The sequence below is a fragment of the Dyadobacter sp. Leaf189 genome (assembly GCF_001424405.1).
Taxonomy (GTDB): Bacteria; Bacteroidota; Bacteroidia; order Cytophagales; family Spirosomataceae; genus Dyadobacter.
The window spans coordinates 1,697,940-1,722,170 of sequence record NZ_LMPS01000001.1 but is presented as its reverse complement, the minus strand read 5'-3'; the positions used below and the strand labels follow the sequence as shown (position 1 = coordinate 1,722,170).

Below are 24,231 nucleotides of genomic sequence, written 5' to 3'. Positions count from 1 at the left end.
TGCCACATCTTTAATGTGGCAAGTCTGTAATCTTTAATAATTAGGATTTTGGGTGATAGATCCGCCTGATCTGTCTATCTCAATTTGCGGAACAGGGAAGACTTCATTTTTCCCCGCAGTAAAATTATTCCCCTTGCCGTTGGACGCAGGTTTCTGAGAATAGGTCTTCATGGTTTCTACCAATGAATTCCACCGGATAAGGTCAAACAACCGATGGTATTCCATAGCGAGCTCCACGCGGCGTTCGTGGCGGACCGCCTTGCGCAGATCGTCGGTTGCCTTCACATCCGGCAAAGCTTTCTCGGCAATGCTCGTAACCCTTGACACGGCTTCCACATCTTTTCTCATGCTGCCCGAAGCACGCTTGCGAACCTGGTTGATATAATCTGCGGCTTCGGCTTTGCTGCCTCCGCTTTCAATCAATGCTTCTGCATACATCAGCAGCACGTCGGCATAACGGATCGGATGGTAAGTCCACGCGTCATTTCCCCAACCCTGGCCGCGCCGTACTTCGGGGAGGTACACTTTCCTGTTGTGGTAACCTGTGTTAGGATAAGTGGAAAAGTCCAGGACTTCTTTCGTTCCATTTACTTTTGGGAACACATCACCCGGCTGGATTACGGTGAAGAGTAAACGCGGATCACCCGGCTCAAACTCATTTACCAGGTCCTGCGTAGGCATATCAAAGCCCCAGCCACCTGTTGCCCCGCGTGGCGAGCAATATACAGGAGTTGTACTGCCGTAAATAGGAATAGCGGGATCATCGCCCATGATAATGGAAAACACGGCTTCTTTGGTCTTGTAACCATGTTCCAGAAAAATTTCCTGGAATTGCGGATGCAGCGCAAATGCCTTGGAGTCGATTACTTTCTTGGCTGCGTCACGGGCTTTTGCATATAATGCAACATCATCTTTGGCAAAAAACAGATAAGTCCGTGCCAACAGAGCCAGCGCCGCTTCCCTGGTCGCTCTCCCGATCTCGCCAGGCTGAATGCTCGTGGCCGAGAGCATGGCCGGGTCACTGCTAACTGCCAGCAGTTCCGATTCGATGAATGCAAATATTTCTTTGCTTGAAGCGCGGTTCAGTTTCGTGCGGTCATCCACGGTGAGCGTTTTTGTCACCAAAGGCACGCCCCCGAAAACTTCGGCCAGCTCAAAGTAAAACATCGCTCTTAAAAAGCGGATTTCGTCCAGATAGCGGTTTTTCAGGGTCTCGTCCAGCGGCGCTCCGCTCGCATCGATCAGATCCGCTGCGGGTAATTTTTCCAATGCCACATTGCAATTTCCGATCGCATTGTAACGTGCTGTCCAGTAACCCGTAAGCGTTTCATTGGATGCGATCGCACGGCCAAAACCCAGGTCGGTTACGAACGGGCGGTCACCTGCATCCGAGCCGCCTTTGTCGCTGTCGTCGGTGGTCATATTGCCCAATTCGGCACGTGCAGCCTCATAACCCCAGAAATCGTAAAATCCGCGGTAACAGGTGATCAGTGATTTAAAACCGGCATCTGGTGATTTGTAGAAGGTTTCGTCAGTCAGGTTACCCGGTGGGGTACGGTCTAAAAACTCATCGGAGCAGGATGTGCCGGTCATAACCAGGCACCATACAAGCATCATGAATGATAATTTTTTCATATTTCTATTCCTGTTTTAAGAATATTTTCGAGAGTGGATTTATTTAAAATTTCGCATTGATACCAAACATCCAGGTGCGCGCCTGAGGGAAATACCCCTGGTCGATACCCATCAACTTAGGGTCTGTTGATCCCATTTCAGGATCAAGTCCGCTGTATTTGGTGATGGTAAAAAGGTTTTGAGCGCCTACATACAACCGCACCTGCTTGGTCTTAACCTTTTGTAAAAGACCGGCCGGAAGGCTGTAACCCAGCTGGATGTTTTTCATCCGCATGTAAGATCCGTCTTCCACAAAATAAGAGGACACATTCGTGTTAAGACCTGCATTCTGCGAGATTTTATAATACTCGTTTGTGCTACCCGGACCATTCCAAGCTTTTTCAAGAAAACCTTTCGGTGCATTGTACCAGCCTGTTCCGGCCTCGGTGTCGTAACGCAGGATGTTCATGACGTCGTTTCCCTGCGAGCCCTGGATGAATGCGCTCAGATCAAATCCTTTGTAAGCTGCATTCACCGTAAAACCATAAATGAAATCCGGCCAGGGGTTCCCGATTTTCGTGCGGTCGTCAGCATTCAGAATGTTGTCACCATTTATGTTGCGGAAACGGATGTCGCCGGGGGAAGAAAGCCCATTTTGCGGACTTGCATTTACCTCGTCCTGTGTTTGGAAAATCCCGTCGGTCAGCCAGCCCAGGTAATAACCTACTGGCATTCCTTCTTCTGTTTTGCTGATCGTTTCACCCAGGTGGGCTGTGGAATAGATCGGCTCGCCGCCGCCCAGTGTAGTCACTTTATTGGTAAAAGTCGAGAAAGTCGCCTTAATGCCATACTGAAAATCACCAACCGCATTGTCGTATCCAACTGCAAATTCCCAGCCTTTGTTCACCATTTTACCTGCATTCGACCAGGGCGAGTTGGGATATCCCAGCGTGGTCGGCAACGGGACAATGAGCAGCATGTTATCGATTGCCTTATTAAAATAATCGGCAGTGAAATTGAGCTTACCATCCAGGAATGCAAGATCTAAACCCAGATCAGTCTGCGTGGAGGTTTCCCATTGCAGCATAGCATTTCCAATGCTGCTCCGGCCTGCACCCAGGTAAGCCGTTGTATTATTTCCAAAAAGATAGCGCCCATTGTTTCCATAAGTCGATAGATACGCACCGTTAGATACATTCTGGTTTCCTATCATACCATAGCTCGCCCGCAGCTTTCCGCTCGTCAGCCATTTCGGAGCGGCGTCTTTGATGAAGCTTTCCTGAGTAAAGTTCCATGCGGCGGAAACGGAGGGGAAAGTGCCCCAGCGGTAATCTTTTGCAAAGCGTGAAGTCCCGTCGCGGCGCACATTGGCTGTCAGAACGTAGCGGCCTCCGTACGAATAGCTTACCCTTCCGAAGAATGAATTCAGTGCATTCGAGTAAGTATAACCTGAGGCAGCCGGGTTGATGGTAGCGGAGTTGATGATCCGCATATCAGGATCGTTGTTCACGACACCTTGCTTGGATGCACCATATTCAAGTCCTTTTGTTTGCTCCGCCGATGTACCCACCAGCGCATTCACGCGGTGCTGGCCCCACACCTGATCAAAAGCCAGCGTATTTTCCCAAACAAAGTAATTGGACCAATAGGAATAATTGCTCACCGTGTTGAAGTTACTGTAATCATATCCATTGAGATAGTATTGCGGCGTAAATCCATTCGACAATGCACGGTTGATATCCAGACCGAAATTACTCCGGAATTTAAGCGGCTCGATGATCTTCACTTCCAGATTGGCGCCGCCTTTCAAGCTGATCCCTTCCCAGATACTTTGGCGCATTCTTTCGATCTGACCAACCGGGTTTGGCTTGTTAGAATAGAGTACACCTGCATACTTTGAAAATGCATTGCTCGCATCATAATTCTGCATGATCGTCTGGTAAAAGGAAGGGATATTGGTAAGGTTATCCCGGTAAACCGGCGTGATCGGATCGGCAGTCATCGCGCTGAATATGGTACCGGAGAATGGATTGTTCTCGTCGATATTCCGACGGCTTTCGTATACGACAGCTATGTTGCTTCCAAGCCGCACACGCTCATTAATATCAGCATTCACATTATTTCGCCACGAAATACGGCGATAGTCGGACCCGCGCACAATCCCCTTCTGATCCATGTAACCTACCGATGAAGCAAAATCCACTTTCCTGCTTCCACCCGATACAGTAATGTTGTAGCTCTGCACCGGCGCGTTTTTCTGTGTGATGTATTTCCACCAGTCGGTACCTTCCTGTCCGGTATTGGCGCGCACAAATGCCAGCGCCTGTTCCTTCATGGAAGGAGAAATCGGCGGAGTGACGCCCACTGCCTCGGCAGCGCGGTTTTTGTATGTGATAAACTCCTCTGCATTCAGCATGTGAGGGCGTTTCCAAGGCGATTGCAGCCCATAATAGCTGTCAAATGAAACATTCACAGATTCAGATTTGGTACCTCTTTTGGTGGTGATAATCACCAATCCATTTGAAGCACGTGATCCGTAAATAGCAGCAGCCGAAGCATCCTTGTGAATATCCATCGTCTCGATATCATTCGGGTTAAGCCAGCCGATCCCGCTTTGCGGAAGACCATCAACGATGTACAAAGGCTCATTTGAATTATTGATCGAACCAATACCGCGGATCCGCACCACGCCGGCAGATCCCGGACTACCACTGCTCTGCGTCACCATTACTCCGGCCGCTTTGCCCTGCAATGCATCAGATGCGGTGCGAAGCGGCATGTTCTGGATTTCGCTTCCGCCCACAGAGGAGACTGCACCGGTAACATCTTTCTTGGAAACAGAACCGTAACCTACCACGACCACTTCCGAAAGTGCCTTCGAATCAGCCGACAGCTTCATGTCAATAACCGATCTTCCATCGACCGGAAGTTCAGACGAGAGGTAACCGATGAAAGAGAAAACCAGCGTACCATCCTCAGGTACATTGGACAACGTATAGTGACCTGTGTTATCGGTGGTTGTTCCGTTGCTTGTATTTTTGATAATGATACTTGCTCCGGGTAGCGGCTCTCCAGTAACCGCATCCGCAACAACGCCTGAAACCGTCAATGCAGCCGGATTGACATTGGTAGCAGAAGCGAGCGCATTTGCTTGCGAACGCTGAATACCCGATGTGTTCTGATCTTTTTGTGACTTCTGCCCTTCCCTGTCTTCGATCTCTTCTTTGGTGTAGATCACATAGAAGTTGTCCCTCAATTTCCGGAATGCCAGTTTGTTGGGTTCAAGGATCCTTTTGAGGTAAGATTCAAGGGACGATGCTTTTCCTGAATCCTTGATTTTGATGCCGGCCACGTACCCGGAATTGTAAAGAAAGGATACATTAAACTGCTTTTCGAGGTCCCTCAACTTGCTTTCCAGCGTGACGGCTTGCTCCACGTCGCTTTTGGGAGCAGTGACTTTGTCCACCCGCGAAAGTGCAATGGACTGCGCGGTTGCCTGTGCCAGGAAGCAACTGCAAAGCGCAAAAAGTTTGAGTGTAATAATTAATCGTTTCATAGGCAAAGGCTGCAAAAGGGTTTTGTTTAAGTAAGGAAATGATTGGATCACAAGCATTTAATTCTGCATTGTGACTGTATAGTAACATTTCCTTCGCCTTACCGCCATTTCGGATTGAAAATTTTATGAAATGGCAATACTTCAACTTGCCCACACAATTCAACTTGCCTTTAAATCAACAGTTTATATTTTAAAATACAAATAATTTACTAATTAATAATCTATTTTATTAAATCAAAGTGCACAGTTTTCGCAAACAGAATTTGCGTACTGACTGTGTTTATTGCCTTTTCCTGTTTGTAATTGTTAGTTCCTTGCCGTTCTGAGCGATGATTACGCCCGAAGCTTCGGCGATACCCTGGATAAGTATCTCAATGTTGTCTGTTGGCACAGAGCCTGTGATTTTGCGCGTCAACAGCTCGGGGGTTTCTGCATTTATTTTGAAATCGTAAGTGTCTTCCAATATCTGTGACACTTCTTCAAGAGTAGTGTTGTTGAAAATCAGCTTATGCTCTTTCCAGGCTGAATACTCGAAGGCTTGCACGTTTTTGCGTACATAATCGGAAGGGTTACCGGTAAACTTCACCATTTCTCCGGGTTTCATAATGAGCGTCTCGTTTTCAGCAGCGTTCAGATTGCATTGTACCTTCCCCTGGGCGAGCACAATGCGCGTGCCGCTTTTTCTGCTGGCCACGGTAAACTGCGTTCCGAGTACATCAAGGCTAAAATCCTTCGCGGTACGGACACGGAATTTACGATTGTCGCTGGTGTGGGTTACTTTGAAGTAAGCCTCCCCTTTCAGGTTAATTTCGCGAAGCTGCTCATTCCCCCAGTTGGAAAGATAGGTGATTTCCGAGTTACCATTCAGGGTCACTTCCGAACCGTCGGGGAGCATTACTTTACGCACTTCGCCATAACCCGTTTGTTCCCGCACCATTTCAGCCCGGCTCAGATAAAAGTATATGCCGGCGCCAGCCAGTACAACAAGCAGAACAGAAGCCGCTATCCGCAGCATTCCTGCATAAAGCGTTCTTCTTCCCGGTTGGATCAGCGATGGACTTTCCTGCTCCAGAGCACTTTCAATTCGTTCAAATATGCTTGCTTCCAATGCCGGCAAGGCCCTTTCTGAAAGGCGTTTCGTAAAATCAGGCTGACTTTCGTAACTCAGGTACCATGCTTCCAGCTCCGCGCGCTCTTCAACGGAAGCCGCCCCTCCCCTTTCTCTTTCCAATAAGTATTGTAACCGCTCCCTGTCCATTGATGATCAAACTTCTTTAATAGTTACTAGTAACACTCAGGATTGACTTCCGTCATTCAATGCATTCTTTTTTTCTGATACCTCATTTAAAACCACGCTCTGCCAGCAAGATCAGCAACAATGTAAAATCTTTCAGATTGGCCCGGATAATCCTGATCGCCTTGCCCATCTGCTTCTCTACGGTATCGAGAGGAATGTTCAGCCGGACTGAAATTTCCTTGTAACTAAGGTTTTCACGACGACTGAGCTGATATACTTTTCTGATCTTTTCAGGTAAATTTTCAATGCTTTTCGCCAAAGCCCCGGCAAGCTCTTCGTAATACAGGCTGTCTTCAATATAGTTTTGTTCAACCTCCTGCGTATTGGTGAGGTGGTCCAGATACGCATTCCGGATTTTTCTCGAACGGATCAGGTTGTAAATACGGTAGCGAAGTGCCCCGAAAAGATAGGCTTCCAGGGAAACGGTGATGATCAGCGTTTCCCTTTTTTCCCAGATGTCAACGAAAATTTCCTGGATAATCTCCTCACATTCCTCCCGCAGGAGCAGTCGCTTGTAAGCGGAATCGAACAGCCGTCGCCAGTACTTCCTGTATAGCTCGGCAAAAGCATTCCTGTCGCTCTGCCGCAAACGGTTAAGCAACTCTTCTTCTTGCCGGTGAGGGTTCTCTGGATTAATGACGTGGTAATTTACGAACTGCAATTACCAAAATTATGCGAAATAACGACAATGTGTTTTGAGGAATAAATCAAGCGCTGAGCACACTTTCATTCTGTACGCTTTTCAAAATTTCATAACTATGGATCCGCGCTTCGGGATCGTAGATATGGCTGGTGACCATCAACTCGTCGAGCTGGGTATGTTTCTGAAAGTACGCCAGATCGCTGCCAATCTTTTTTCTGTCGCCGATGAATGTGTATTTCATCATCTCCCGCACAGCGGCTTCTTCGTATTCTCCCCAAAGTCCGTCCATACTATCAACAGGAGGTTGCAAAGGCCGGCGCTTGCCCGTGATAATGCCCGTAGCTAGCTGAAAGAAAGAAGTCGCAAGCCGCTCAGCTTCCTGGGTGGTATCTCCGGCGATCACATTGACACAGGCCATTACATAAGGCTGCGTGAGGTATTTCGACGGCCTGAAATTGCGGCGGTAGAGTTCAATGGCGGTCATAAACTGCGTTGGCGCAAAGTGGCTTGCAAATGCATAAGGGAGTCCCAGATGCGCCGCCAGCCTCGCACTATCCGTACTTGAACCTAGAATCCATATCGGAATATCCAGGCCTTCGCCGGGAATGGCGCGTACTTTGGAGTTGCTGTTCTCTGCTGAAAAGTAGGTTTGCAATGCGATCACATCATCCGGAAAATCCTGCGCGGATTCCATGTAATTGCGTCTCAGCGCGCGGGCAGTAACCTGGTCTGTTCCCGGGGCGCGGCCCAGTCCGAGGTCAATGCGGTCGGGGTACAGCGACGCGAGGGTACCGAACTGCTCGGCCACAACCAGCGGCGCGTGGTTGGGTAACATAATGCCGCCGCTGCCGACGCGGATGGTTTTTGTGCCGCCGGCAATGTAGCCGATCAGCACGGACGTCGCCGAACTCGCAACACTCGCCATATTGTGGTGCTCAGCGAGCCAGTATCTTTTATATCCCAGTTCCTCAACACGCTGCGCGAGCCGGAGGCTATTTTTGAAAGTGATTGCTGCGTTATTCCCTTCCGTGATCGGCGCAAGATCGAGAATGGAAAAAGGTATATCCTGAATGAGTTTGTCTGCCATGTCGATTACTAACTGTAAGATTGCTATTCATAAAAAACATTTTAATGCATTCTGAGTTCCTTTTTGGTGACAGATGTAAGTGGTGGCAAAACGTATAACTTTCAAAAATTTTTATCCCAAATCTTGCGCTTAAAGATTTTGTTCCTATTTTTGCACCACGTTTCGGATACGCCGAAACATTTAGAGAGATGGCAGAGTGGTCGATTGCGACGGTCTTGAAAACCGTTGACTGTAACAGGTCCGGGGGTTCGAATCCCTCTCTCTCTGCAAGCATTTTTAAAAACCTCGTTTAAGCGAGGTTTTTTGCTTTTAAGGCTGCCCTGAAATCCCTGGTAAAAAGGGCAGGTGGTTAGCTTATCTTAAATATAGCAAACCGCGAACCTATGAAAGAGCAGGATATCCGTTGGGAACAGCGCTTTGAAAACTATAAAAGAGCACTCGCAAAACTCGGCGAAGCGGTACAATTGGATTCAATGCGTGAACTGAGCGAGCTTGAAAAGCAAGGAACTATACAGGCATTCGAATACACCCACGAACTGGCCTGGAAAGTAATGCAGGACTTCTTCATTTACCAGGGCAATTCAGAAATCAGAGGTTCGAGGGATGCGACCCGCCAGGCTTTCAGCGCTAACCTCATCACAGATGGAGATCATTGGATGGAAATGATCAAGAACAGGAACCTCACCAGTCACACCTACAACGAAGTAATCTCAGAAGAGATCTACAAAAATATCGTTAGCGAGTTTTATCCGCTTTTCGTAGCATTCCAGGAAACAATGGAGGCGATCAAGGCCAACGAAGAATGATGTACGGATTGTCAGAAAAAACGATAGAGGCCATTCAGGGGGTCTTTGCCAATTATCCCCAGATTGAACGCGCCATTCTATACGGATCCCGCACAAAAGGAAATTACCGAAACGGCTCCGACATTGACCTGGCACTGGTCGGCGCTGAGCTGGATTTATCTCTGATATTTAAAATTGAACTCGAACTGGATGATTTGATGCTTCCTTATAAAATTGATCTGGCGGCTTATCATCAGATTGAAAATCAGGAATTAATTAGTCATATTGATCGGATTGGGGTAATTTTCTTTGAAAGCGAATCGACGACCAGCGCATAAAAGGTTTAAAAGGCAAATGGCTTACTACATCACCCTCTTCTCCCCCGATACCTATCAGACATTCACTGAAACTGAGCGATCGATTTCCGGATTTCGTGAGTCGCAAAAAACGCAGGCAAATGCCATCAAAAAAGGGGACAAGCTCATTGCTTATGTGACCAAAATGTTGGGCCGCCCTTTCTTTTACCAAAAACCTACCCGAAAAGAGCACCGCGTGGACCAATATGGTGCGCGGAAACTTGCGCCGTTTTGAAGAGGAAGACGGGAATTGGATCGAATCCTATTTAAAAAGGCAACTGTCGACTCCCAGGCGTTTTCCGCTCAGTGAAAGCGATAGCCGGAAGCTGGTCACATTGACCGTCAAAACGCAGGAAAGTAAGGAAGTCGAAGTGTCGGTACCGACGAAGGAAGAGCAGGAATTTTCTCCGGCATCCGATAAAGAAGAAGTACGCGAGTCAATTAGGGTTCAAGCCATGCTGTCGAGAATTGGAGAAAGAATGAACCTGAAAATCTGGCTGCCAAAAAGCGATCGGCAAAGAGTTCTGTCAGTTTGGAAACCCGAAAATGATTCGCTGTTGACCATATTGCCATTAAATTACGACGACACCACGCTTGGAACAATTGAGAATATTGACGTACTCTGGATTAAGGGTAGATCGATCGTCCGGGCCTTTGAAGTGGAACATACCACATCCATTTATTCGGGCATATTGAGGATGGCAGACCTGATGGCATTGCAGCCTAATCTTGCGATAAATGCACATATTGTTGCACCAGCCGACCGACGTGAAAAAGTATTTCAGGAAATTTTGCGCCCGGTCTTCACTCTCCTACCAAAAGGCCCTTTGCGAGAATCTTGCACCTTCATTTCCTATGAGGAAGTTAAAAACCTCTCGCTAGAGAAGAGGCTTGAATATATGAATGATAAGGTGCTGGATGAGTATCAGGAGCGGGCGGGGGATTTGGATGATTGATATTCAGATTGGAACTTAGCAGGAGATTCACCCTTCGATAAATTAGGAACATACTCAATGGCCTTCAACGAAAACTCGCGCGTCAAAATACCAGCCATTCTTCATCTGATGAAGTTAGGCTATGATTACATTCCCCTGAATCAACAGATTAGAAGGGAAGACACGAATATTTTTGAAAGTATTTTCATAGAAAGCGTCTTCAAGATTAATAATGGTGAAATCAGCAGAGAAGAAATTCTGCGTGTGCTTGACGAGCTGAGCCTGGAACTGGATTATGAAGACCTGGGCGAGAAATTCTATAACCGAATCACTGCTAAGTCAGGAATTAAGTTGATTGATTTCGAGAATTTCGACAATAATAATTTCCATGTCACTACTGAACTGACAGCAAAAAATGGGGATGAGGAATTCAGACCAGATATTACCATCTTGATCAATGGGATGCCGCTCGCTTTTGTTGAAGTAAAAAAGCCACACAACAAGGAAGGTGTTTTAGCTGAGCGCAGCCGAATCAATTCTCGTTTCAGGAACAAGCGCTTCCGTCGCTTTGCCAATATTACGCAGTTGATGGTTTTCTCCAACAACATGGAGTATGAAGATGGCATTGTTGAGCCGGTATTCGGTGCGTTTTACGCCACTTCGGCCTACGCTGACCTGAATTTCAACTATTTCAGAGAAGATGAAGATTTTCCTGTTCGCCAGAAGCTTTCAAACATTAGCGAAGAACAGGAAAACCATATGCTAAGGGACAATAATTTGCAAGTGATTAAACACAGTCCTGAGTTTAAAACTAATAAAGAACTTAACACACCTACAAATCGCATTCTTACAAGTCTTTTCAGCCGGGAGCGCTTGCAATTTGTATTGCAGTATGCCATCGCATACGTGAAGGAAGAGACTGGCAAGCAAAAACACATTATGCGTTATCCGCAGCTCTTTGCCACAATGGCCATCTCGGCCAGGTTGAGCGAGGGAAAACGTAAAGGGATTGTTTGGCACACGCAGGGTTCGGGGAAAACTGCCCTAGCCTATTATAATGTAAAGTATCTCACAGACTATTACCAGCGGCAACACATTATACCCAAGTTTTATTTTGTGGTGGATCGCCTGGATTTGTTGACTCAGGCCCAAATAGAATTTGCTAACCGGGGATTAAAAGTTGTACAGGTTAATTCTAAGGCAGACTTTATCAACGACATGCAAATCTCGGGCGCCATTAAGAATAACAGCGGAAAGGCAGAAATCACAGTAGTGAATATTCAGAAGTTCAGTGAAGATGCCCTGGCGAAAGATTTGCCTGAGTATGATATCAACACCCAGCGCATTTATTTCTTAGATGAAGCCCACAGAAGCTACAACCCGAAAGGGAATTATCTGGCTAACCTTATCAACTCTGACAGATCAGCGGTTTTGATCGCTCTTACCGGCACGCCGCTGTTGCGTGAAGTGGCGAAGGATTATGATTCCAAACTGTTGTTCGGCAACTATTTTCATAAATATTATTACAATCGATCGATTGCCGATGGGTATACGCTGCGCCTGATCCGGGAAGAAATTCAGTCCTCTTTCAAAATGGAAATGAAGGACTTGATGCAGCAGATCAAACTGCGAGAGGGGGATATCAAAGCCTCGGATGTATACGCCGACAGAAAATTCGCCCGTGGCTTGCTTGATTATATCACAAACGATCTGCAAGATTTTAGGGATTACTGGCGGGACGACAGCCTGGGCGCGATGGTAGTTTGCGATTCTTCAAAACAAGCAAAAACACTTTTCAGGTTGTTTGAGGAACAGTATGGCACCCAGGAAACACACGCAGAGAACTTGGTTCGTATGGCAGCAGAACCATTTGTGCCGTACGGAAAGCGGCCCAAAAAAATGCTGACAGCAGCACTAATCCTGCATGACGAGAATGACAAGACGATCCGCAAGGAATTGATTAATGCTTACAAGGCAGCGAAGGTGGACATTCTCTTTGTGTACAATATGCTGCTTACCGGCTTTGACGCGAAGCGATTGAAGAAATTGTACCTTGCCCGCGTGATACAGGATCATAACCTGCTGCAAACGCTTACGCGTGTTAACCGACCGTACAAAACATACAAATATGGGTATGTGGTGGACTTTGCCGATATATCCAAAGCATTTGATCGTACCAATCAGCTTTATTTCCAGGAGTTGCAGGATCAGCTAGGTGATGAAGCGGAGCTTTACAATCACCTATTTAAATCTGAGCAAGAGATCAGGGAAGAGCTGGAAAAGATCAGCGAAACGCTCTTCCGTTACGATACTCAAAACAAAGAGATTTTTTCACAGCAGATTGCGCAGTTGAATGATAAAAGTGCATTACTTGAATTGGTAAAGGCTCTGAGGACTGCCAAAGAGCTTAAAAACATGATAGCCATCAATGGCTACGAAGGTCTGGGAGAGTTGGTTAATTTTGAAGTCCTTAATCGCTTGCTGATTGAGGCACAAAACCGCCTCGATAATCTCAACTTTATCGAGAATATAGGCAATGATACCGCTACGCAAAATTTGCTAGCTGCCGCCTTGGAGGACATTGTCTTCCAGTTCATTAAAGTTGGCGAAGAAGAACTGAGGCTGGCCGATGAACTCAAAGATCAATTGCGTAAAACAAGAACCGCGCTGCAAGACAACTTCGACCCGCAGGACCCGCAGTTTGTCACGCTGAGGGAAGAACTTGAAAGAATCTTTAAGAAGAAAAATATTACTGAAACCACGCAGGAGGAGTTGGTGGCAAATCTACCGTTGCTCCGCAGGATTTATGATGAAGCCAAGGAGCTGAACCGAAAAAACAACTTATTGAAAGCCAAATATTGCAACGATGAAAAGTATGCACGCATTCACAAGCGCTTGACCGAAAAGGGCGGATTGAATGCAAAGGAAATGCAACTGCATCGGGCGCTCAGCGTTGTGAAATCGGAAGTGGATACTAAGCTCGAAGGGCAGGAGGATATTTTAAATAACGAGGCTTTTTTTACGAAGTATGTTATGAAACTGGTGATACAAGAATTTAAAAGAAAAGAAAACATCCCACTTGATTTCGAAACAACAGAAAACATTAATCATTTAATATCAAAAGAATACTTTCAATTATACAATAACAACAAGTACTATTAATGACTCAGGATATTCAATTTGTCACCAAGACAAAAAACTTAATAGACAGTTTAAAAAGTGTCTGTGCAAATTACGGTTTAGGTAATTCGGCAGGCGAATTCGATATAATTATACAATGCTTTCTGTATAAAATATTTAACGATAGATTTGGTTATGAGGTTAGAAAAGACAATAATGATTTCCAGCATTTAGATCCAAAAGAATTTTCAGATGCATTGAGCTCAATGACTGAGGAGGATTATAAGTTTATGCTCGCCTCTTTGGACCCTAATGTGCCAAGACTAAAACCTTATCACTTGATTGGATATTTGTATAACAATCAAAATGCACCTGAATTTGGAAAGCTGTTTGATGATACACTGGTTCAAATTTCAACAGAGAATGCAGACGTTTTTTCTGTCAAATCTTTTAACGGAGTAAAAGATATACTGTTTGATAGGTTGAGTCAACAATTTATACGAGATTCATCTGAGAGAGATGCTTTTTGCAGGGCCATCATAAATAAAATGGTGGACTTTAATTTTGAGACGAGTTTTGATTTTCTATTCGAAGAAAAATATGACTTTTTCAAAGACATTTTCGAATATCTTATCAAAGATTACAATAGCGATAGCGGCGGCAAATACGCGGAATACTATACCCCCAATGCCGTAGCTCGCATTATTGCGAGTATACTAGTAGATAGCGATGAAAAAGGCAACAAAAAATGCTACGATCCAAGTGTAGGGTCAGGCTCGCTGCTCATGTCTTTGGCGCATAAAATCGGTGAAGATAAATGTACCATTTACTCGGAGGATATCTCGCAAAAGTCTAGCGTCATGCTGCGGCTTAACCTCATTCTTAATAATCTTACACATAGCATTCCCAATGTAATCAAGACAAATACAATTTCGCAACCCTTTTATTTAGGTAAGCAGGAGTTCGATTATGTTGTTTCCAATCCACCTTTCAAGCTGGATTTTTCAGATTTTCGGGGGGATTTGGAGAAGGATAGTTTTAGAGAGCGGTTTTTTGCTGGAATACCGAAGATCCCAAATAAGGACAAAGATAAAATGGCGATTTATCTGCTTTTTATCCAGCACATTATGTTCAGCCTGAATGAAACAGGTAAGGCTGCTATTGTAGTACCTACGGGTTTTATAACAGCGCAGGGTAGCATCGAAAAAAAAATTCGGGAACGGTTGGTAGATAAAAGTTGGCTGCGGGGCGTGGTAAGTATGCCCAGCAATATCTTTGCAAGCACGGGCACCAACGTATCGGTATTATTTATCGACAAAGAGGCTGACGGCGAGCAAATCGTACTTATGGATGCCAGCAAGCTGGGCGCTGACGTAAAAGAAGGAAAAAATCAGCGAACCGTCCTCAGTAGAACAGAGGAAATGGACATTGTGAATACGTTCAATAGCCGTCAAGCGGTGGAAAACCTTTCTGTTGTTGTAACTAAAGAACAGATAAAGGAAAAGAATTACAGCTTCAGCGCGGGGCAGTACTTTGAGGTGAAAATTGATTACGTGGATATTACAGCCGAGGAGTTTGCTTCTAAAATGCAGGGATTTGAAGAAAGGTTGAACACATTGTTTGCGGAAGGAAACAAGCTTGACAAAGAGATTGTAGCAAATTTGAAACAGCTAAAATTGAGCTAGGAAATGGAAATGGAGCAATTTTCAAATTTTGTTTTTTATCAGGCGAATGATGGTAACGTACGGGTGCAGGTGATTGTCGATGCCGAGGCAGAAACGATCTGGGCTAACCAAAAGACCTTGGGTGAACTGTTTGGCGTAGCGAAATCAACAGTGAGTGAGCATACAGCCAATATTTTTGAAACAAACGAATTAGATAGAGCCTCAACTGTTCGGAAAATCCGGACAGTTCAAGATGAGGGTGGCCGAAGTGTGTCAAGAGAGGTAGATTTCTACAACCTGGACTTTATTATTGCGCTGGGTTACAGGGTGAATTCCTTTCAAGCAACTCAGTTCCGCAAGTGGGCAACAACCGTCCTGAAGGAATACCTGATCAAAGGTTTTGCGCTTGACGATGAACGGCTTAAACAAGGCAAGCAACTTTTTGGTAAGGACTACTTTGAGGAGTTACTGGAACGTATCCGGGAGATACGGGCCAGCGAACGATTGTTCTACCAAAAGATTACGGATATCTACGCCACTTCCATCGACTATGATAAGCATTCGCCCGTTACGCAAGAGTTTTATGCGACGGTGCAAAACAAATTACATTGGGCTATTCATCAGCATACTGCGGCCGAGTTGGTAAAATTGCGGGCAGATGCAGCGAAACCAAATATGGGACTTACATCCTGGAAAAATGAGAAAAGGGGCGGAAAAATTTTGAAAACAGATGTAAGCGTGGCCAAAAACTATCTGAATGAAAGCGAGCTTTCTGAGCTCAACCGGATAGTAACGATGTATCTCGACTTTGCAGAGAACATGGCGCGGCGTCAAAAAGAAATGAAAATGACAGATTGGGTGGGCCGTCTGGACGCTTTTCTAACTTTTAATGAATATGGAATATTAAAGGATGCCGGAAAGATATCTGCTGTTGTCGCCAAAAAGACGGCAGAAAGCGAATATGACAAATTCAGAGTGATACAAGACCTGATTTATGAAAGTGATTTTGATAAACTGGTGAAGAAAACAAAGATTGATAAATGAAAATTGAAAGAAGATTTGAAAAGGTTGAATGGAATAAGATATGAGTAAAGCGATAGGGAAAAGATTGGGAGACATTGTGAACTTTAAGAGGGGGTACGACTTACCTTCTCGAAGTAGAAAGGACGGCATGATTCCTATTATTAGCTCTGGCGGCATTTCGGGCTATCATTCTGACTATAAAGCATATGGCGAAGGTATAGTGACTGGCCGATATGGTACCTTAGGGGAAGTATATTATATAAATGGAGAGTACTGGCCTCACAATACAACTTTATATGCCACGAATTTTTATGGCAATTCTCCAAAGTATATTTATTATTTAATGAAGTGCTTAGGAAATCTACAAACATCAGACAAAAGCACGGTGCCCGGAATAAATAGAAACGATTTACATGAAATTATAATCCCATACCTTCCTCCCAAAATTCAGAGGCAGATTATTCCAATCCTCTCCTTCTTAGACAATAAAATAGAACTCAACAACCGCATCAATGCGGAGCTGGAACAGATGGCCAAAACCCTGTATGATTATTGGTTTGTGCAGTTTGATTTTCCCAATCAAGATGGAAAACCCTACAAATCCTCCGGCGGTAAAATGGTTTATGATGAGGTGCTGAAAAGAGAGATTCCGAAGGGGTGGAAGGTTGGAACAATTCACAATGTCGGTGATCTACTAGGCGGAGGAACTCCGAGAAAAGATAATCCATATTTTTGGAACGGCTCGGTCCCTTTTTTTACACCAAAAGACCACGAGAATTCTTTTTTTGTTACCGAAACAGAAGAACATATTACAGAGATGGGACTTAAAAATTGCAGTAGCAAGCTTTATCCGAAAGGAACCATTTTCATAACCGCTCGTGGAACAGTAGGCAATATCAATATTGCGTCAACAAACATGGCTATGAATCAATCTTGTTATGCGGTATTGCCGAAACCGGACATAAATTACTGCTTTTTACATCAGCATTGTATCAACCTAATACAGTTCATGAAAGGGAAAGCCGCTGGCTCCGTTTTCGATGCCTTGGTATCAAACGACTTTAAACAAACGAGCTTAGTTGTTCCAGCAAAAAGCTTAATTGATTTGTTTGGAGAAACATCTGTCTGTTTTTATGAACAGATGTTGAATAATAGAAAGCAAAACCAACAGCTCGCCTCACTTCGAGATTGGTTGCTTCCTATGCTCATGAACGGCCAGGTGTCCGTAGGTGAGATTAATGATAATATGGAGGAGATATCGGAGGAGCGAGCGAGTAATGCAAGACAAGAGCAGTTCCAAATGCATTTATTTGATTGATGTAATTCATGCTTCGTATATGTGGACTTAGAGATAAACGGCTGCCTTATGGTAGCCGTTTCGCATAATACGCAACACGCCGGGCAGCTGCTACGGAAGATCTGAATAGTAATTGCCGATGGTTCATTGATTCTTCCTGGTTTAAAACTTTCCCCTATATTTGCCACGCAAACGTTTTCCAATTTTCAATATGAGCTTAAAATTAAAAAACAGGAAGAAATGGTCTTGGAGGGGCATACGGGTGAAAGTCCCGAGACCTGTCAAAGCTCGCTTTGGTGACGTTTGCAGTGACCTCTCCTTTTTTGTTCACATCAAACCATTTCGCAATGCAAACGTCACATGGTTCCGGTGTTGGCTCAATTGCAAATTCAGTCAACCCAACGAATGATGCACGTCACGCATCAAATGTCGGCGATCCGCTGACGGAATCACAAGCCGAGTTTTGGTATCTGATAGAATGTCAGGGCTGTAAGGAGCTGGCGCATTCGCTCAAAATGGTCCACGATCTGGCGCTTTATCATTCGGATGTTCCGTGTGATACGGCTGAAAAGTCGGCGCTTTTTGATGTCAATTTACTTGTAGAGGGATTTCAAAGGATGGCGGGCAAGGTTTAGAAATGAAATAGGGTGTCTCAAAATCGAGAGGCACCCTATTTCATTGTTAACCCATCACACCGACTTGCTGCAATAACCCCACTGTGTCCATAATGATCCGGCTTTCAGCAAATAACCCGTCTCTGACTACGTCGATCACGACACCCCAAACTTCCACTTTTTTATTCGTTGGCGGGATTCCCATAAATGCGCCGTCGTGGGTTCCGGTCCAGGTAAACCGGGTGACAACCGTTTCGCCTTCTGCGATTTGCTCCTGCACTGTCCAGTTCATGTCAGGAAATCCGGTAAGCATTGCGTTGATCGCAAATTTTAGCCCTTCTCTCCCTGGTTCCTGGCCCGGGAATGGCAGATGCTCAATAAAGTCCGCTGCCGCCAGATCATCAGCGGCGTCCAGATTCTTTTTATTAATTACTTCCTCAATGAAGTTGCTCATGAACTTCTTGTTCTCTTCCAGTGTCATTTTTTGAAGGGTTTACAATAAAATGCGTTTGAATGTATTAATAAGGCAGTTTTGAATTGATATACTGATCTCCATCGGACCTTACTGATAGGAATATACGAGCGCAGTTTTTAGCCCAACGAATGATGCACTTTACGCCTTAAGTGTTGGTGACAGTCCTTTTTTGTTTTCCCATCGGAACCAAAACGCTTATGGCTCATAACTCTTAAAAATCAGCTCAAAAATACCGAAAATTGATCCGTAATTGGATCGATTATGAGCTATAATTGGTTTACGGCTCATAAACGCTAAAATTATAGCTCATTTTCTATTAAATTTGAACTTTAATCCGATATCAAATGAGCCGTAATTATGTCACGAATAGATTCTGATATTCTTCATTTCGTAAAGGATCATCCGTTATGCTCCTCTGTTGAGATCCATAAAACTGTGGGCAGGGGTTCTTACGCGACAACCAAAAGAGCTATCGCCGCACTGGTTGAAACTGGCCAGCTATTGGTGGAGGGGCAAACGCGAGCGACAAGGTATGTGGTTAGTCCGGCAAATAAGCTTTTTGGTCAACTGGACATGGCTGTTTATTTCGAACAGGAAATAGACGAGCGAAAGATTCAGGAAGATTTCAATTTCCAGCTAATTACCGAGGTTCTATGGGATGTAGATCTATTCACGGCCGAAGAAGCAAATCGCCTGCAACAGTTGCAAGAAGAGTTTCGCAATAATGTGGCCGAGATGAGCCCGGCCGCTTACGGTAAGGAAATGGAAAGGCTTGCTATTGACCTAAGCTGGAAGTCCTCACAAATCGAAGGTAATACCTATTCGCTGCTGGAGACCGAACGTTTATTGAAGGATAAAGAAACCGCCGCAGGCAAGCCCAAGGATGATGCGACCATGTTACTGAACCACAAAGAAGCGATCAACTTCATTGTGGAGAACCCTGATTATGTAGTGCCTTTGTCCACCGCACGGATAGAAGATATCCATAGCCTTCTCATCAAGGACCTTGACGTTGACCGAAATATCAGGCGAAGACGTGTAGGTATTTCCGGGACAAACTATAAGCCGCTCGACAATGAACACCAGATCAGAGAAGCGCTGGAAGACATGTGCAGATTGATTAATCGGAAAGAAAGTGTGTTTGAAAAATCCCTGCTAGCCTTGGTCTTGCTGTCTTACATTCAGGCATTCAATGATGGTAATAAACGAACAGCCCGCATTGTTAGTAATGCAATTCTGATTGCTCACCAATATTGCCCGATTTCTTTCCGGACTGTCGACTCGGTTGAATACAAAAAAGCAATGCTGGTTTTTTACGAGCAGAATAATATCAGCCCGTTTAAGAAAATATTTATCGACCAATTCAACTTCGCTGTGAAGACCTATTTTTAATTCATATTCCTGAACGCTACCGGCGTCTTCCCGGTCTTCTGCTTAAAAAGCTTATTGAAATACTGAGGATATTCAAAACCCAGGCCATAGGCGATTTCGCTGACTGAGCGGCTGCTGCTTAAAAGGATATTTTTGGCTTCTTCGATCAGGTGAAAGTGGATATGGTCCTGCGCGTTTTTGCCGGTTTCTTTTTTCAGGAGGTCACTCAGGTAATTGGGCGATAAGTTCACCTGTTCCGCAAGGTATCTTACCGTCGGCAGGCCGCGTTCGCTGAGGTCGCCGAGACCGAAATATTCGTTGAGAAGCTTCTCGACCTGCACGATCACTGCGTTGTTGGAGGTTTTTCTGGTGATGAATTGTCTGCCGTAAAACCGGGAGCAATAGTTTAGCAGCATTTCAATGCCCGATACGAGGATAGACTGGCTGTGCACATCGATATTTTCGTGCAGTTCAGCTTCGATTTTCTGAACACATTCCGTCAAAATCTGCTTCTCCTTTTCCGACAAATGCAGCGCTTCCGAGACTTCGTAGGAGAAAAAGCTGTAACTCTTCATTTTGTCATTCAGCGGCGTGCCCCGGATCAGATCGGGATGAAAGCCCAGGCCCCAACCCAATGGCTGGGCTGATCCCTCGATATCGTCGTCCATTTCCAGCACCTGATTGGGTGCCAGACAGATCAGACTTCCATTTGTAAAATCGACCAGCTTCCGCCCGTATTTTACGTGATTCCGGTTGTAAGTTTTGTAAATCAGCGTGTAGAAATCTGTCGAGATTTTGGTATTCCCAATGTCCGCCTCGCGAACCTGGCTGAAATCGATGATCGCCACGAGCGGGTGGTGCACAGGCTGGTCAAGCCTGAAAAATTTCAACAGTTCCTCGATGGTGTGCAGGTGAATATTTGTGCTCATAAAAACAAAGATACCCTCATTGTGCTGACAATGAGGCGTAAATAATCTCTAAATTACAAACCGAACTGGGATTTAATGATGCCGGTAAAAGTGGCGTCGTCGGCCTGCTGGCGCTGGGCAATAATGGCTTTTGCGTCGTCGCCCGCCGTGTAGCGCAGTTGGTCTGTGCCGTCGGTGGCGGCTTCGAAAATCACACCGGCCACAACGCTCGCTGGGGAGGCGTCTCCAAACATGGCCTGCGTTGCTGCCAGCAATTTACCGATGATCAGCTGGTATTCCGTCATGCTTTCATCATTGCTGAAATCCAGCGAGCGGCCCGTAAAATCGGTAGCGATCGCGCCCGGCTCTACGATTTTGACCTTTCCGCCAAACTCCTGCACTTCAAAGTTCAGCGATTCGGAAATGCCTTCGACCGCGAATTTTGTCCCGTGATACAAGGTCCCGAGTGGAAAGCTCATCTTGCCACCAATCGACGATACATTGATAATAATCCCGCTTTTGTTGCTGCGGAAATGCGGCAGTAAAGCTCTTGTCACATCCAGCAACCCGATCACATTTGTATCAAACTGGCGAATGATCTGCTCCCTCGAAAAAGATTCAAGCACACCATACGCGCCATAACCGGCATTATTCAACAAAACATCAATCTGCCCGAACCTGGCAATGCCTTCATTCACAGCATGATCAATGGAGGAAGGATCAAGCACGTCCAGTTTGGCAACCAGTATATTTTCTAATTCCCCTAGTTCAATGTCGGATTCCGGATTGCGCATGGTAGCGACAACGTTCCAGCCTTTGGCGTGAAATAACTTAGCAGTTTCTTTACCAATACCGCTGCTTGCTCCTGTAATTAAAATGGTTTTCATGATCTCTGATTTTTAAAATGATGCATCAAAGGTCGGGGTGAAAACGGGGCCGGTATGCATACGAATTCAGGGTTGTTGTATACTTTTTACGGTTTTGAACCCGGAAGTGATTTATACAGAGAATTATTGAAAACGCTTGCATGCAAATCTTCACCACCAATCAATCTGCCCTCTCTCCCCTCAGCGAAGTACCTTTTAAACTCGAAAAGGACATTCAAAATCTTCGTATCTCAATCTGATGCTCGATTACCGGGCGGACTTCATTGTGGAATACAACGAAGCGTATGGCAAATTGGCAAGCTTGCAAAAGAAACCAAACCTTACCCGGAAGAAGGTCATTTGTCTGGTAAAAGCGACGAGACTATTGAGCTATATGAGACTTTTAAGAATGCGATCCTTAACCTTGGACCTGATATTGAGGTTAAGCCACAAAAGATGGTGATCGGGTTTACGGTGAAAGGAAAATTTTTTGCTGATGTGCTTGTTTTGAAAACAAGTCTGAAATGGTGGATTAACCTAAAAAAAGGACAATTGGATGGTCCAAAAAATCTGTCCAGGGATGTTTCAAATGTCGGAACCTGGGGCAATGGGGATTATGAGATAAAAGTGCATGACACTACGAATCTGGAATACATTATGAGTTTGGTGAAGCAGGCGCTGACTGTGAGTGTTTGATTGAAATATGACACGAGACAAAAGCATTCTCATATTGGCCAACAGCATCTTTAATGAAGCTTTCGGAAAAGCTAATGCAGAGGGGCTGATTTAACACGTATATATCAAAAGGTAACATCAACTTGCGCTAAGATGAATTTTACATTACCTTGGGATATATTGATCATTCAGATATGCAAGCCTCCGACCGGGAAATTATAATTACAGTTGTAGGAAGCTCTTTATTTATTTTGTTTCTGTCCATTGTAGTTATAGTCGCGATTGTAAGTTATCAGAATAGAAAACGGAACAGTTTGCTAGAAATATCCAATCTGCGTAATGAATATGCGCGAGAGATATTGCAATCGCAATTTGAGATTCAAAACGCCATACTACAACAAGTCGGGCAGGAATTGCATGACGACATTGGCCAGCTCCTTGTAGTAGCCCGAATTAATCTTGATATTTTGGAGGAAGTTGCTGAGGTCTCCGAGAAGGAGGTGCATATTCATGAAGCCCTCGTAGTTATTGATAAATCAATTGTAAATCTCCGTGCGATTACCAAGAGTTTTGATGGTGACTTTGTCAAGGAGTTCGGTCTTTACCAAAGCCTCGTGAACGAACTAGCAAGAATTAAGCGGACCGGCAGATATGATACGCAGTTAATTGTCTCCGGAAGCCACGTCTCTTTGGGCTATGAAAGAGAAATTATGCTCTTCCGCATTGTACAAGAGTGTTTCAATAATATTTTAAAACATTCAGGAGCGAATTACATTCAGGTTCTTATGTCTTATGAAAAGGGATTCAGTCTATCTATTATTGATAATGGGAAAGGCTTTGGTACCGGGCATGATGAAAATAAAAATCTCAATGCATCAGGAGCTGGCCTGCGGAATATGCAGCGGCGAGCAGAGTTGATCAATTCGGCATTCACCATCACATCAAGCCCAGGATCCGGAACCCAGGTAAATTTATCCATTTCTGAATGATACTTTTAATTATTGTAAACCTGTATAACATAAACAATCATGGAAAGAAAACGTGTGCTTAAAACAAGGGCGGTAACCTCCACTTCTCCCGGCTCCCTGTCAGAGATTGATATCGAGTATAAACTTGCTAATGATAGTGAAGTAACGGGCTATGGAGCTTTCTTCCATGACAAATCCAGCATCATGATAATCAATGAGTATTGGGAAGATTTGGCCAAGGAAGAGAGTGACTTGAAACGGTTAAAAAAGGAATTGGACGAGTTGAGACAACGCAAGAAAGAGAACTCAGATGGTACTGACAAAGAAAATACCGATACAAAGGAATTAGATTTTCTCGATAAAGCCATTGCGATTAGCGATCAACTGGTGAATAGCCTTGAAATTTCGCTCGATAACCGGATTGTTGCTGTTGAAATTGGAAAAGAAATGTTGATGATGATCTTGTCGCAACCCAAGTGTGAGGGACTACGCTTTTATCAAGCTCGCGGCGTTCTTCCGGAGGAGGTTGATAATGAAACGCAGTATAAACTTAAAAATCCTGGTGAAACAACCCTCGTTGCAGTAGGAATGGACATCGACGGTAACGATCTCGGTGTCTCGGCAAGCAAAAAAAATACATCAATAATGAACAGAAAGGGATCCAAAGTTGCGGACACGATGCAGTCTGAAACAAACCCTCCGCGTACTATGAAAGAATTAAAGGGAGATAGTGATAATTTCGAAGATGTTATTAAAGAATTTTCATCTTTCAAATAGGCGAAAGTTATGCCGCAGGATATTTCAATCGAATGTGTTGCTTATATTCTTTATCGTGTTTACATGCTATTGCTTGTAATTTGCTGCGGCATTTCTTTTTATGTTTATCTTCACGATCGATCGCTTACGATATTCAGGTATATTTTTTTGTGGGCACTACTCGTTGAAGTTCTGGTTTTCTATATTGATAGAGGTAAATT

21 protein-coding genes and 1 tRNA gene are annotated in these 24,231 nt (G+C 44.7%); 14 read left to right on the top strand and 8 right to left on the bottom strand.

The features are described 5' to 3' along the window. Positions 1–33: 33 nt before the first annotated feature. From ASG33_RS07320 to ASG33_RS07300, 5 genes are all read right to left on the bottom strand, one after another. The gene (locus ASG33_RS07320; protein ID WP_056281928.1) at positions 34–1,635 is read right to left on the bottom strand and encodes a RagB/SusD family nutrient uptake outer membrane protein; all 1,602 of its coding nucleotides are present in this window, start codon (positions 1,633–1,635) and stop codon (positions 34–36) included. Between the two features lie 43 nt (positions 1,636–1,678). After that, complete coding sequence (locus ASG33_RS07315; protein WP_056283422.1) at positions 1,679–5,170, bottom strand: TonB-dependent receptor; 3,492 nt, start codon at positions 5,168–5,170, stop codon at positions 1,679–1,681. A 280-nt stretch (positions 5,171–5,450) separates the two neighbouring features. After that, positions 5,451–6,428, bottom strand: a complete 978-nt coding sequence (locus ASG33_RS07310; RefSeq protein ID WP_056281926.1) for a FecR family protein — start codon at positions 6,426–6,428, stop codon at positions 5,451–5,453. A gap of 82 nt (positions 6,429–6,510) precedes the next feature. After that, a complete protein-coding gene (locus tag ASG33_RS07305; RefSeq protein ID WP_056281923.1) occupies positions 6,511–7,128 on the bottom strand; it encodes an RNA polymerase sigma-70 factor in 618 nt (205 codons plus the stop codon). Between the two features lie 46 nt (positions 7,129–7,174). Beyond that, positions 7,175–8,197: an LLM class flavin-dependent oxidoreductase gene (locus tag ASG33_RS07300; RefSeq protein WP_056281921.1), complete on the bottom strand. Its 1,023-nt coding sequence runs from the start codon at positions 8,195–8,197 to the stop codon at positions 7,175–7,177. 182 nt (positions 8,198–8,379) lie between these two features. Here ASG33_RS07300 and ASG33_RS07295 point away from each other — a divergent pair. The 10 genes from ASG33_RS07295 (at position 8,380) to ASG33_RS07250 (ending at position 18,012) form a co-directional block, all read left to right on the top strand. Next, a tRNA-Ser gene (locus ASG33_RS07295) sits at positions 8,380–8,464 on the top strand. Positions 8,465–8,580: 116 nt separating this feature from the next. Then, positions 8,581–9,003, top strand: a complete 423-nt coding sequence (locus ASG33_RS07290; RefSeq protein WP_056281918.1) for a nucleotidyltransferase substrate binding protein — start codon at positions 8,581–8,583, stop codon at positions 9,001–9,003. After that, entirely contained in the window at positions 9,003–9,320 is a 318-nt protein-coding gene (locus ASG33_RS07285) for a nucleotidyltransferase domain-containing protein (RefSeq protein WP_056283419.1), read from the top strand. The genes ASG33_RS07290 and ASG33_RS07285 overlap by 1 nt, the downstream gene beginning before the upstream one ends. Positions 9,321–9,336: 16 nt before the next feature. Next, positions 9,337–9,573, top strand: coding sequence for a hypothetical protein (locus ASG33_RS07280; protein ID WP_056281916.1), 237 nt, complete (start codon positions 9,337–9,339; stop codon positions 9,571–9,573). After that, positions 9,545–10,294 (top strand): hypothetical protein, encoded by a 750-nt coding sequence (locus ASG33_RS07275; RefSeq protein ID WP_056281914.1) that lies wholly within the window; start codon positions 9,545–9,547, stop codon positions 10,292–10,294. The genes ASG33_RS07280 and ASG33_RS07275 overlap by 29 nt, the downstream gene beginning before the upstream one ends. Positions 10,295–10,351: 57 nt before the next feature. Next, positions 10,352–13,435: a type I restriction endonuclease gene (locus ASG33_RS07270; RefSeq protein WP_056281911.1), complete on the top strand. Its 3,084-nt coding sequence runs from the start codon at positions 10,352–10,354 to the stop codon at positions 13,433–13,435. After that, complete coding sequence (locus tag ASG33_RS07265; RefSeq protein ID WP_056281909.1) at positions 13,435–15,078, top strand: class I SAM-dependent DNA methyltransferase; 1,644 nt, start codon at positions 13,435–13,437, stop codon at positions 15,076–15,078. Before ASG33_RS07270 ends, ASG33_RS07265 begins: the two co-directional genes overlap by 1 nt. Before the next feature lie 9 nt (positions 15,079–15,087). Further along, positions 15,088–16,101, top strand: coding sequence for a virulence RhuM family protein (locus tag ASG33_RS07260; RefSeq protein ID WP_200942739.1), 1,014 nt, complete (start codon positions 15,088–15,090; stop codon positions 16,099–16,101). Positions 16,102–16,141: 40 nt separating this feature from the next. Beyond that, complete coding sequence (locus ASG33_RS07255) at positions 16,142–17,398, top strand: restriction endonuclease subunit S (protein WP_056281902.1); 1,257 nt, start codon at positions 16,142–16,144, stop codon at positions 17,396–17,398. 326 nt (positions 17,399–17,724) lie between these two features. Continuing rightward, the gene (locus ASG33_RS07250; protein ID WP_056281899.1) at positions 17,725–18,012 is read left to right on the top strand and encodes a hypothetical protein; all 288 of its coding nucleotides are present in this window, start codon (positions 17,725–17,727) and stop codon (positions 18,010–18,012) included. Positions 18,013–18,058: 46 nt separating this feature from the next. Here ASG33_RS07250 and ASG33_RS07245 read toward each other — a convergent pair whose 3' ends face one another. Then, entirely contained in the window at positions 18,059–18,472 is a 414-nt protein-coding gene (locus ASG33_RS07245) for an ester cyclase (protein WP_056281896.1), read from the bottom strand. A gap of 351 nt (positions 18,473–18,823) precedes the next feature. Between ASG33_RS07245 and ASG33_RS07240 the strand changes: the two genes are divergently transcribed. Continuing rightward, on the top strand, positions 18,824–19,858 hold the full coding sequence (locus ASG33_RS07240; protein ID WP_082489099.1) for a Fic family protein: 1,035 nt from the start codon (positions 18,824–18,826) through the stop codon (positions 19,856–19,858). Here ASG33_RS07240 and ASG33_RS07235 read toward each other — a convergent pair. Together ASG33_RS07235 and ASG33_RS07230 are read right to left on the bottom strand one after the other, a co-directional pair. Continuing rightward, a complete protein-coding gene (locus ASG33_RS07235; RefSeq protein ID WP_056281893.1) occupies positions 19,855–20,766 on the bottom strand; it encodes an AraC family transcriptional regulator in 912 nt (303 codons plus the stop codon). The two genes, ASG33_RS07240 and ASG33_RS07235, sit on opposite strands and share 4 nt — an antisense overlap. Before the next feature lie 53 nt (positions 20,767–20,819). Then, positions 20,820–21,632 carry an SDR family oxidoreductase gene (locus ASG33_RS07230; protein WP_229238584.1) on the bottom strand — a complete coding sequence of 271 codons (813 nt, stop codon included), beginning with the start codon at positions 21,630–21,632 and terminating at the stop codon, positions 20,820–20,822. A gap of 126 nt (positions 21,633–21,758) precedes the next feature. On the opposite strand from ASG33_RS07230, the gene ASG33_RS07225 reads away from it, so the two are divergent. The 3 genes from ASG33_RS07225 (at position 21,759) to ASG33_RS07215 (ending at position 24,031) form a co-directional block, all read left to right on the top strand. Continuing rightward, entirely contained in the window at positions 21,759–22,307 is a 549-nt protein-coding gene (locus ASG33_RS07225; RefSeq protein ID WP_200942725.1) for a DUF5655 domain-containing protein, read from the top strand. 173 nt (positions 22,308–22,480) lie between these two features. After that, positions 22,481–23,275 (top strand): sensor histidine kinase, encoded by a 795-nt coding sequence (locus ASG33_RS07220; protein WP_056281885.1) that lies wholly within the window; start codon positions 22,481–22,483, stop codon positions 23,273–23,275. 39 nt (positions 23,276–23,314) lie between these two features. After that, the gene (locus ASG33_RS07215; RefSeq protein WP_056281882.1) at positions 23,315–24,031 is read left to right on the top strand and encodes a hypothetical protein; all 717 of its coding nucleotides are present in this window, start codon (positions 23,315–23,317) and stop codon (positions 24,029–24,031) included. The last annotated feature ends 200 nt before the right edge of the window (positions 24,032–24,231 follow it).

Bases quoted from the DNA above. Each gene is read 5' to 3' on its own strand.
- ASG33_RS07280 (WP_056281916.1), top strand. From the start codon at position 9,337: ATGGCTTACTACATCACCCTCTTCTCCCCCGATACCTATCAGACATTC.
- ASG33_RS07245 (WP_056281896.1), bottom strand. From the start codon at position 18,472: ATGACACTGGAAGAGAACAAGAAGTTCATGAGCAACTTCATTGAGGAA.
- ASG33_RS07310 (WP_056281926.1), bottom strand. From the start codon at position 6,428: ATGGACAGGGAGCGGTTACAATACTTATTGGAAAGAGAAAGGGGAGGG.
- ASG33_RS07275 (WP_056281914.1), top strand. From the start codon at position 9,545: ATGGTGCGCGGAAACTTGCGCCGTTTTGAAGAGGAAGACGGGAATTGG.
- ASG33_RS07260 (WP_200942739.1), top strand. From the start codon at position 15,088: ATGGAGCAATTTTCAAATTTTGTTTTTTATCAGGCGAATGATGGTAAC.
- ASG33_RS07270 (WP_056281911.1), top strand. From the start codon at position 10,352: ATGGCCTTCAACGAAAACTCGCGCGTCAAAATACCAGCCATTCTTCAT.
- ASG33_RS07315 (WP_056283422.1), bottom strand. From the start codon at position 5,170: ATGAAACGATTAATTATTACACTCAAACTTTTTGCGCTTTGCAGTTGC.
- ASG33_RS07240 (WP_082489099.1), top strand. From the start codon at position 18,824: ATGTCACGAATAGATTCTGATATTCTTCATTTCGTAAAGGATCATCCG.
- ASG33_RS07265 (WP_056281909.1), top strand. From the start codon at position 13,435: ATGACTCAGGATATTCAATTTGTCACCAAGACAAAAAACTTAATAGAC.
- ASG33_RS07235 (WP_056281893.1), bottom strand. From the start codon at position 20,766: ATGAGCACAAATATTCACCTGCACACCATCGAGGAACTGTTGAAATTT.
- ASG33_RS07285 (WP_056283419.1), top strand. From the start codon at position 9,003: ATGTACGGATTGTCAGAAAAAACGATAGAGGCCATTCAGGGGGTCTTT.
- ASG33_RS07230 (WP_229238584.1), bottom strand. From the start codon at position 21,632: ATGAAAACCATTTTAATTACAGGAGCAAGCAGCGGTATTGGTAAAGAA.
- ASG33_RS07220 (WP_056281885.1), top strand. From the start codon at position 22,481: ATGCAAGCCTCCGACCGGGAAATTATAATTACAGTTGTAGGAAGCTCT.
- ASG33_RS07255 (WP_056281902.1), top strand. From the start codon at position 16,142: ATGAGTAAAGCGATAGGGAAAAGATTGGGAGACATTGTGAACTTTAAG.
- ASG33_RS07215 (WP_056281882.1), top strand. From the start codon at position 23,315: ATGGAAAGAAAACGTGTGCTTAAAACAAGGGCGGTAACCTCCACTTCT.
- ASG33_RS07320 (WP_056281928.1), bottom strand. From the start codon at position 1,635: ATGAAAAAATTATCATTCATGATGCTTGTATGGTGCCTGGTTATGACC.
- ASG33_RS07300 (WP_056281921.1), bottom strand. From the start codon at position 8,197: ATGGCAGACAAACTCATTCAGGATATACCTTTTTCCATTCTCGATCTT.
- ASG33_RS07250 (WP_056281899.1), top strand. From the start codon at position 17,725: ATGCAAACGTCACATGGTTCCGGTGTTGGCTCAATTGCAAATTCAGTC.
- ASG33_RS07290 (WP_056281918.1), top strand. From the start codon at position 8,581: ATGAAAGAGCAGGATATCCGTTGGGAACAGCGCTTTGAAAACTATAAA.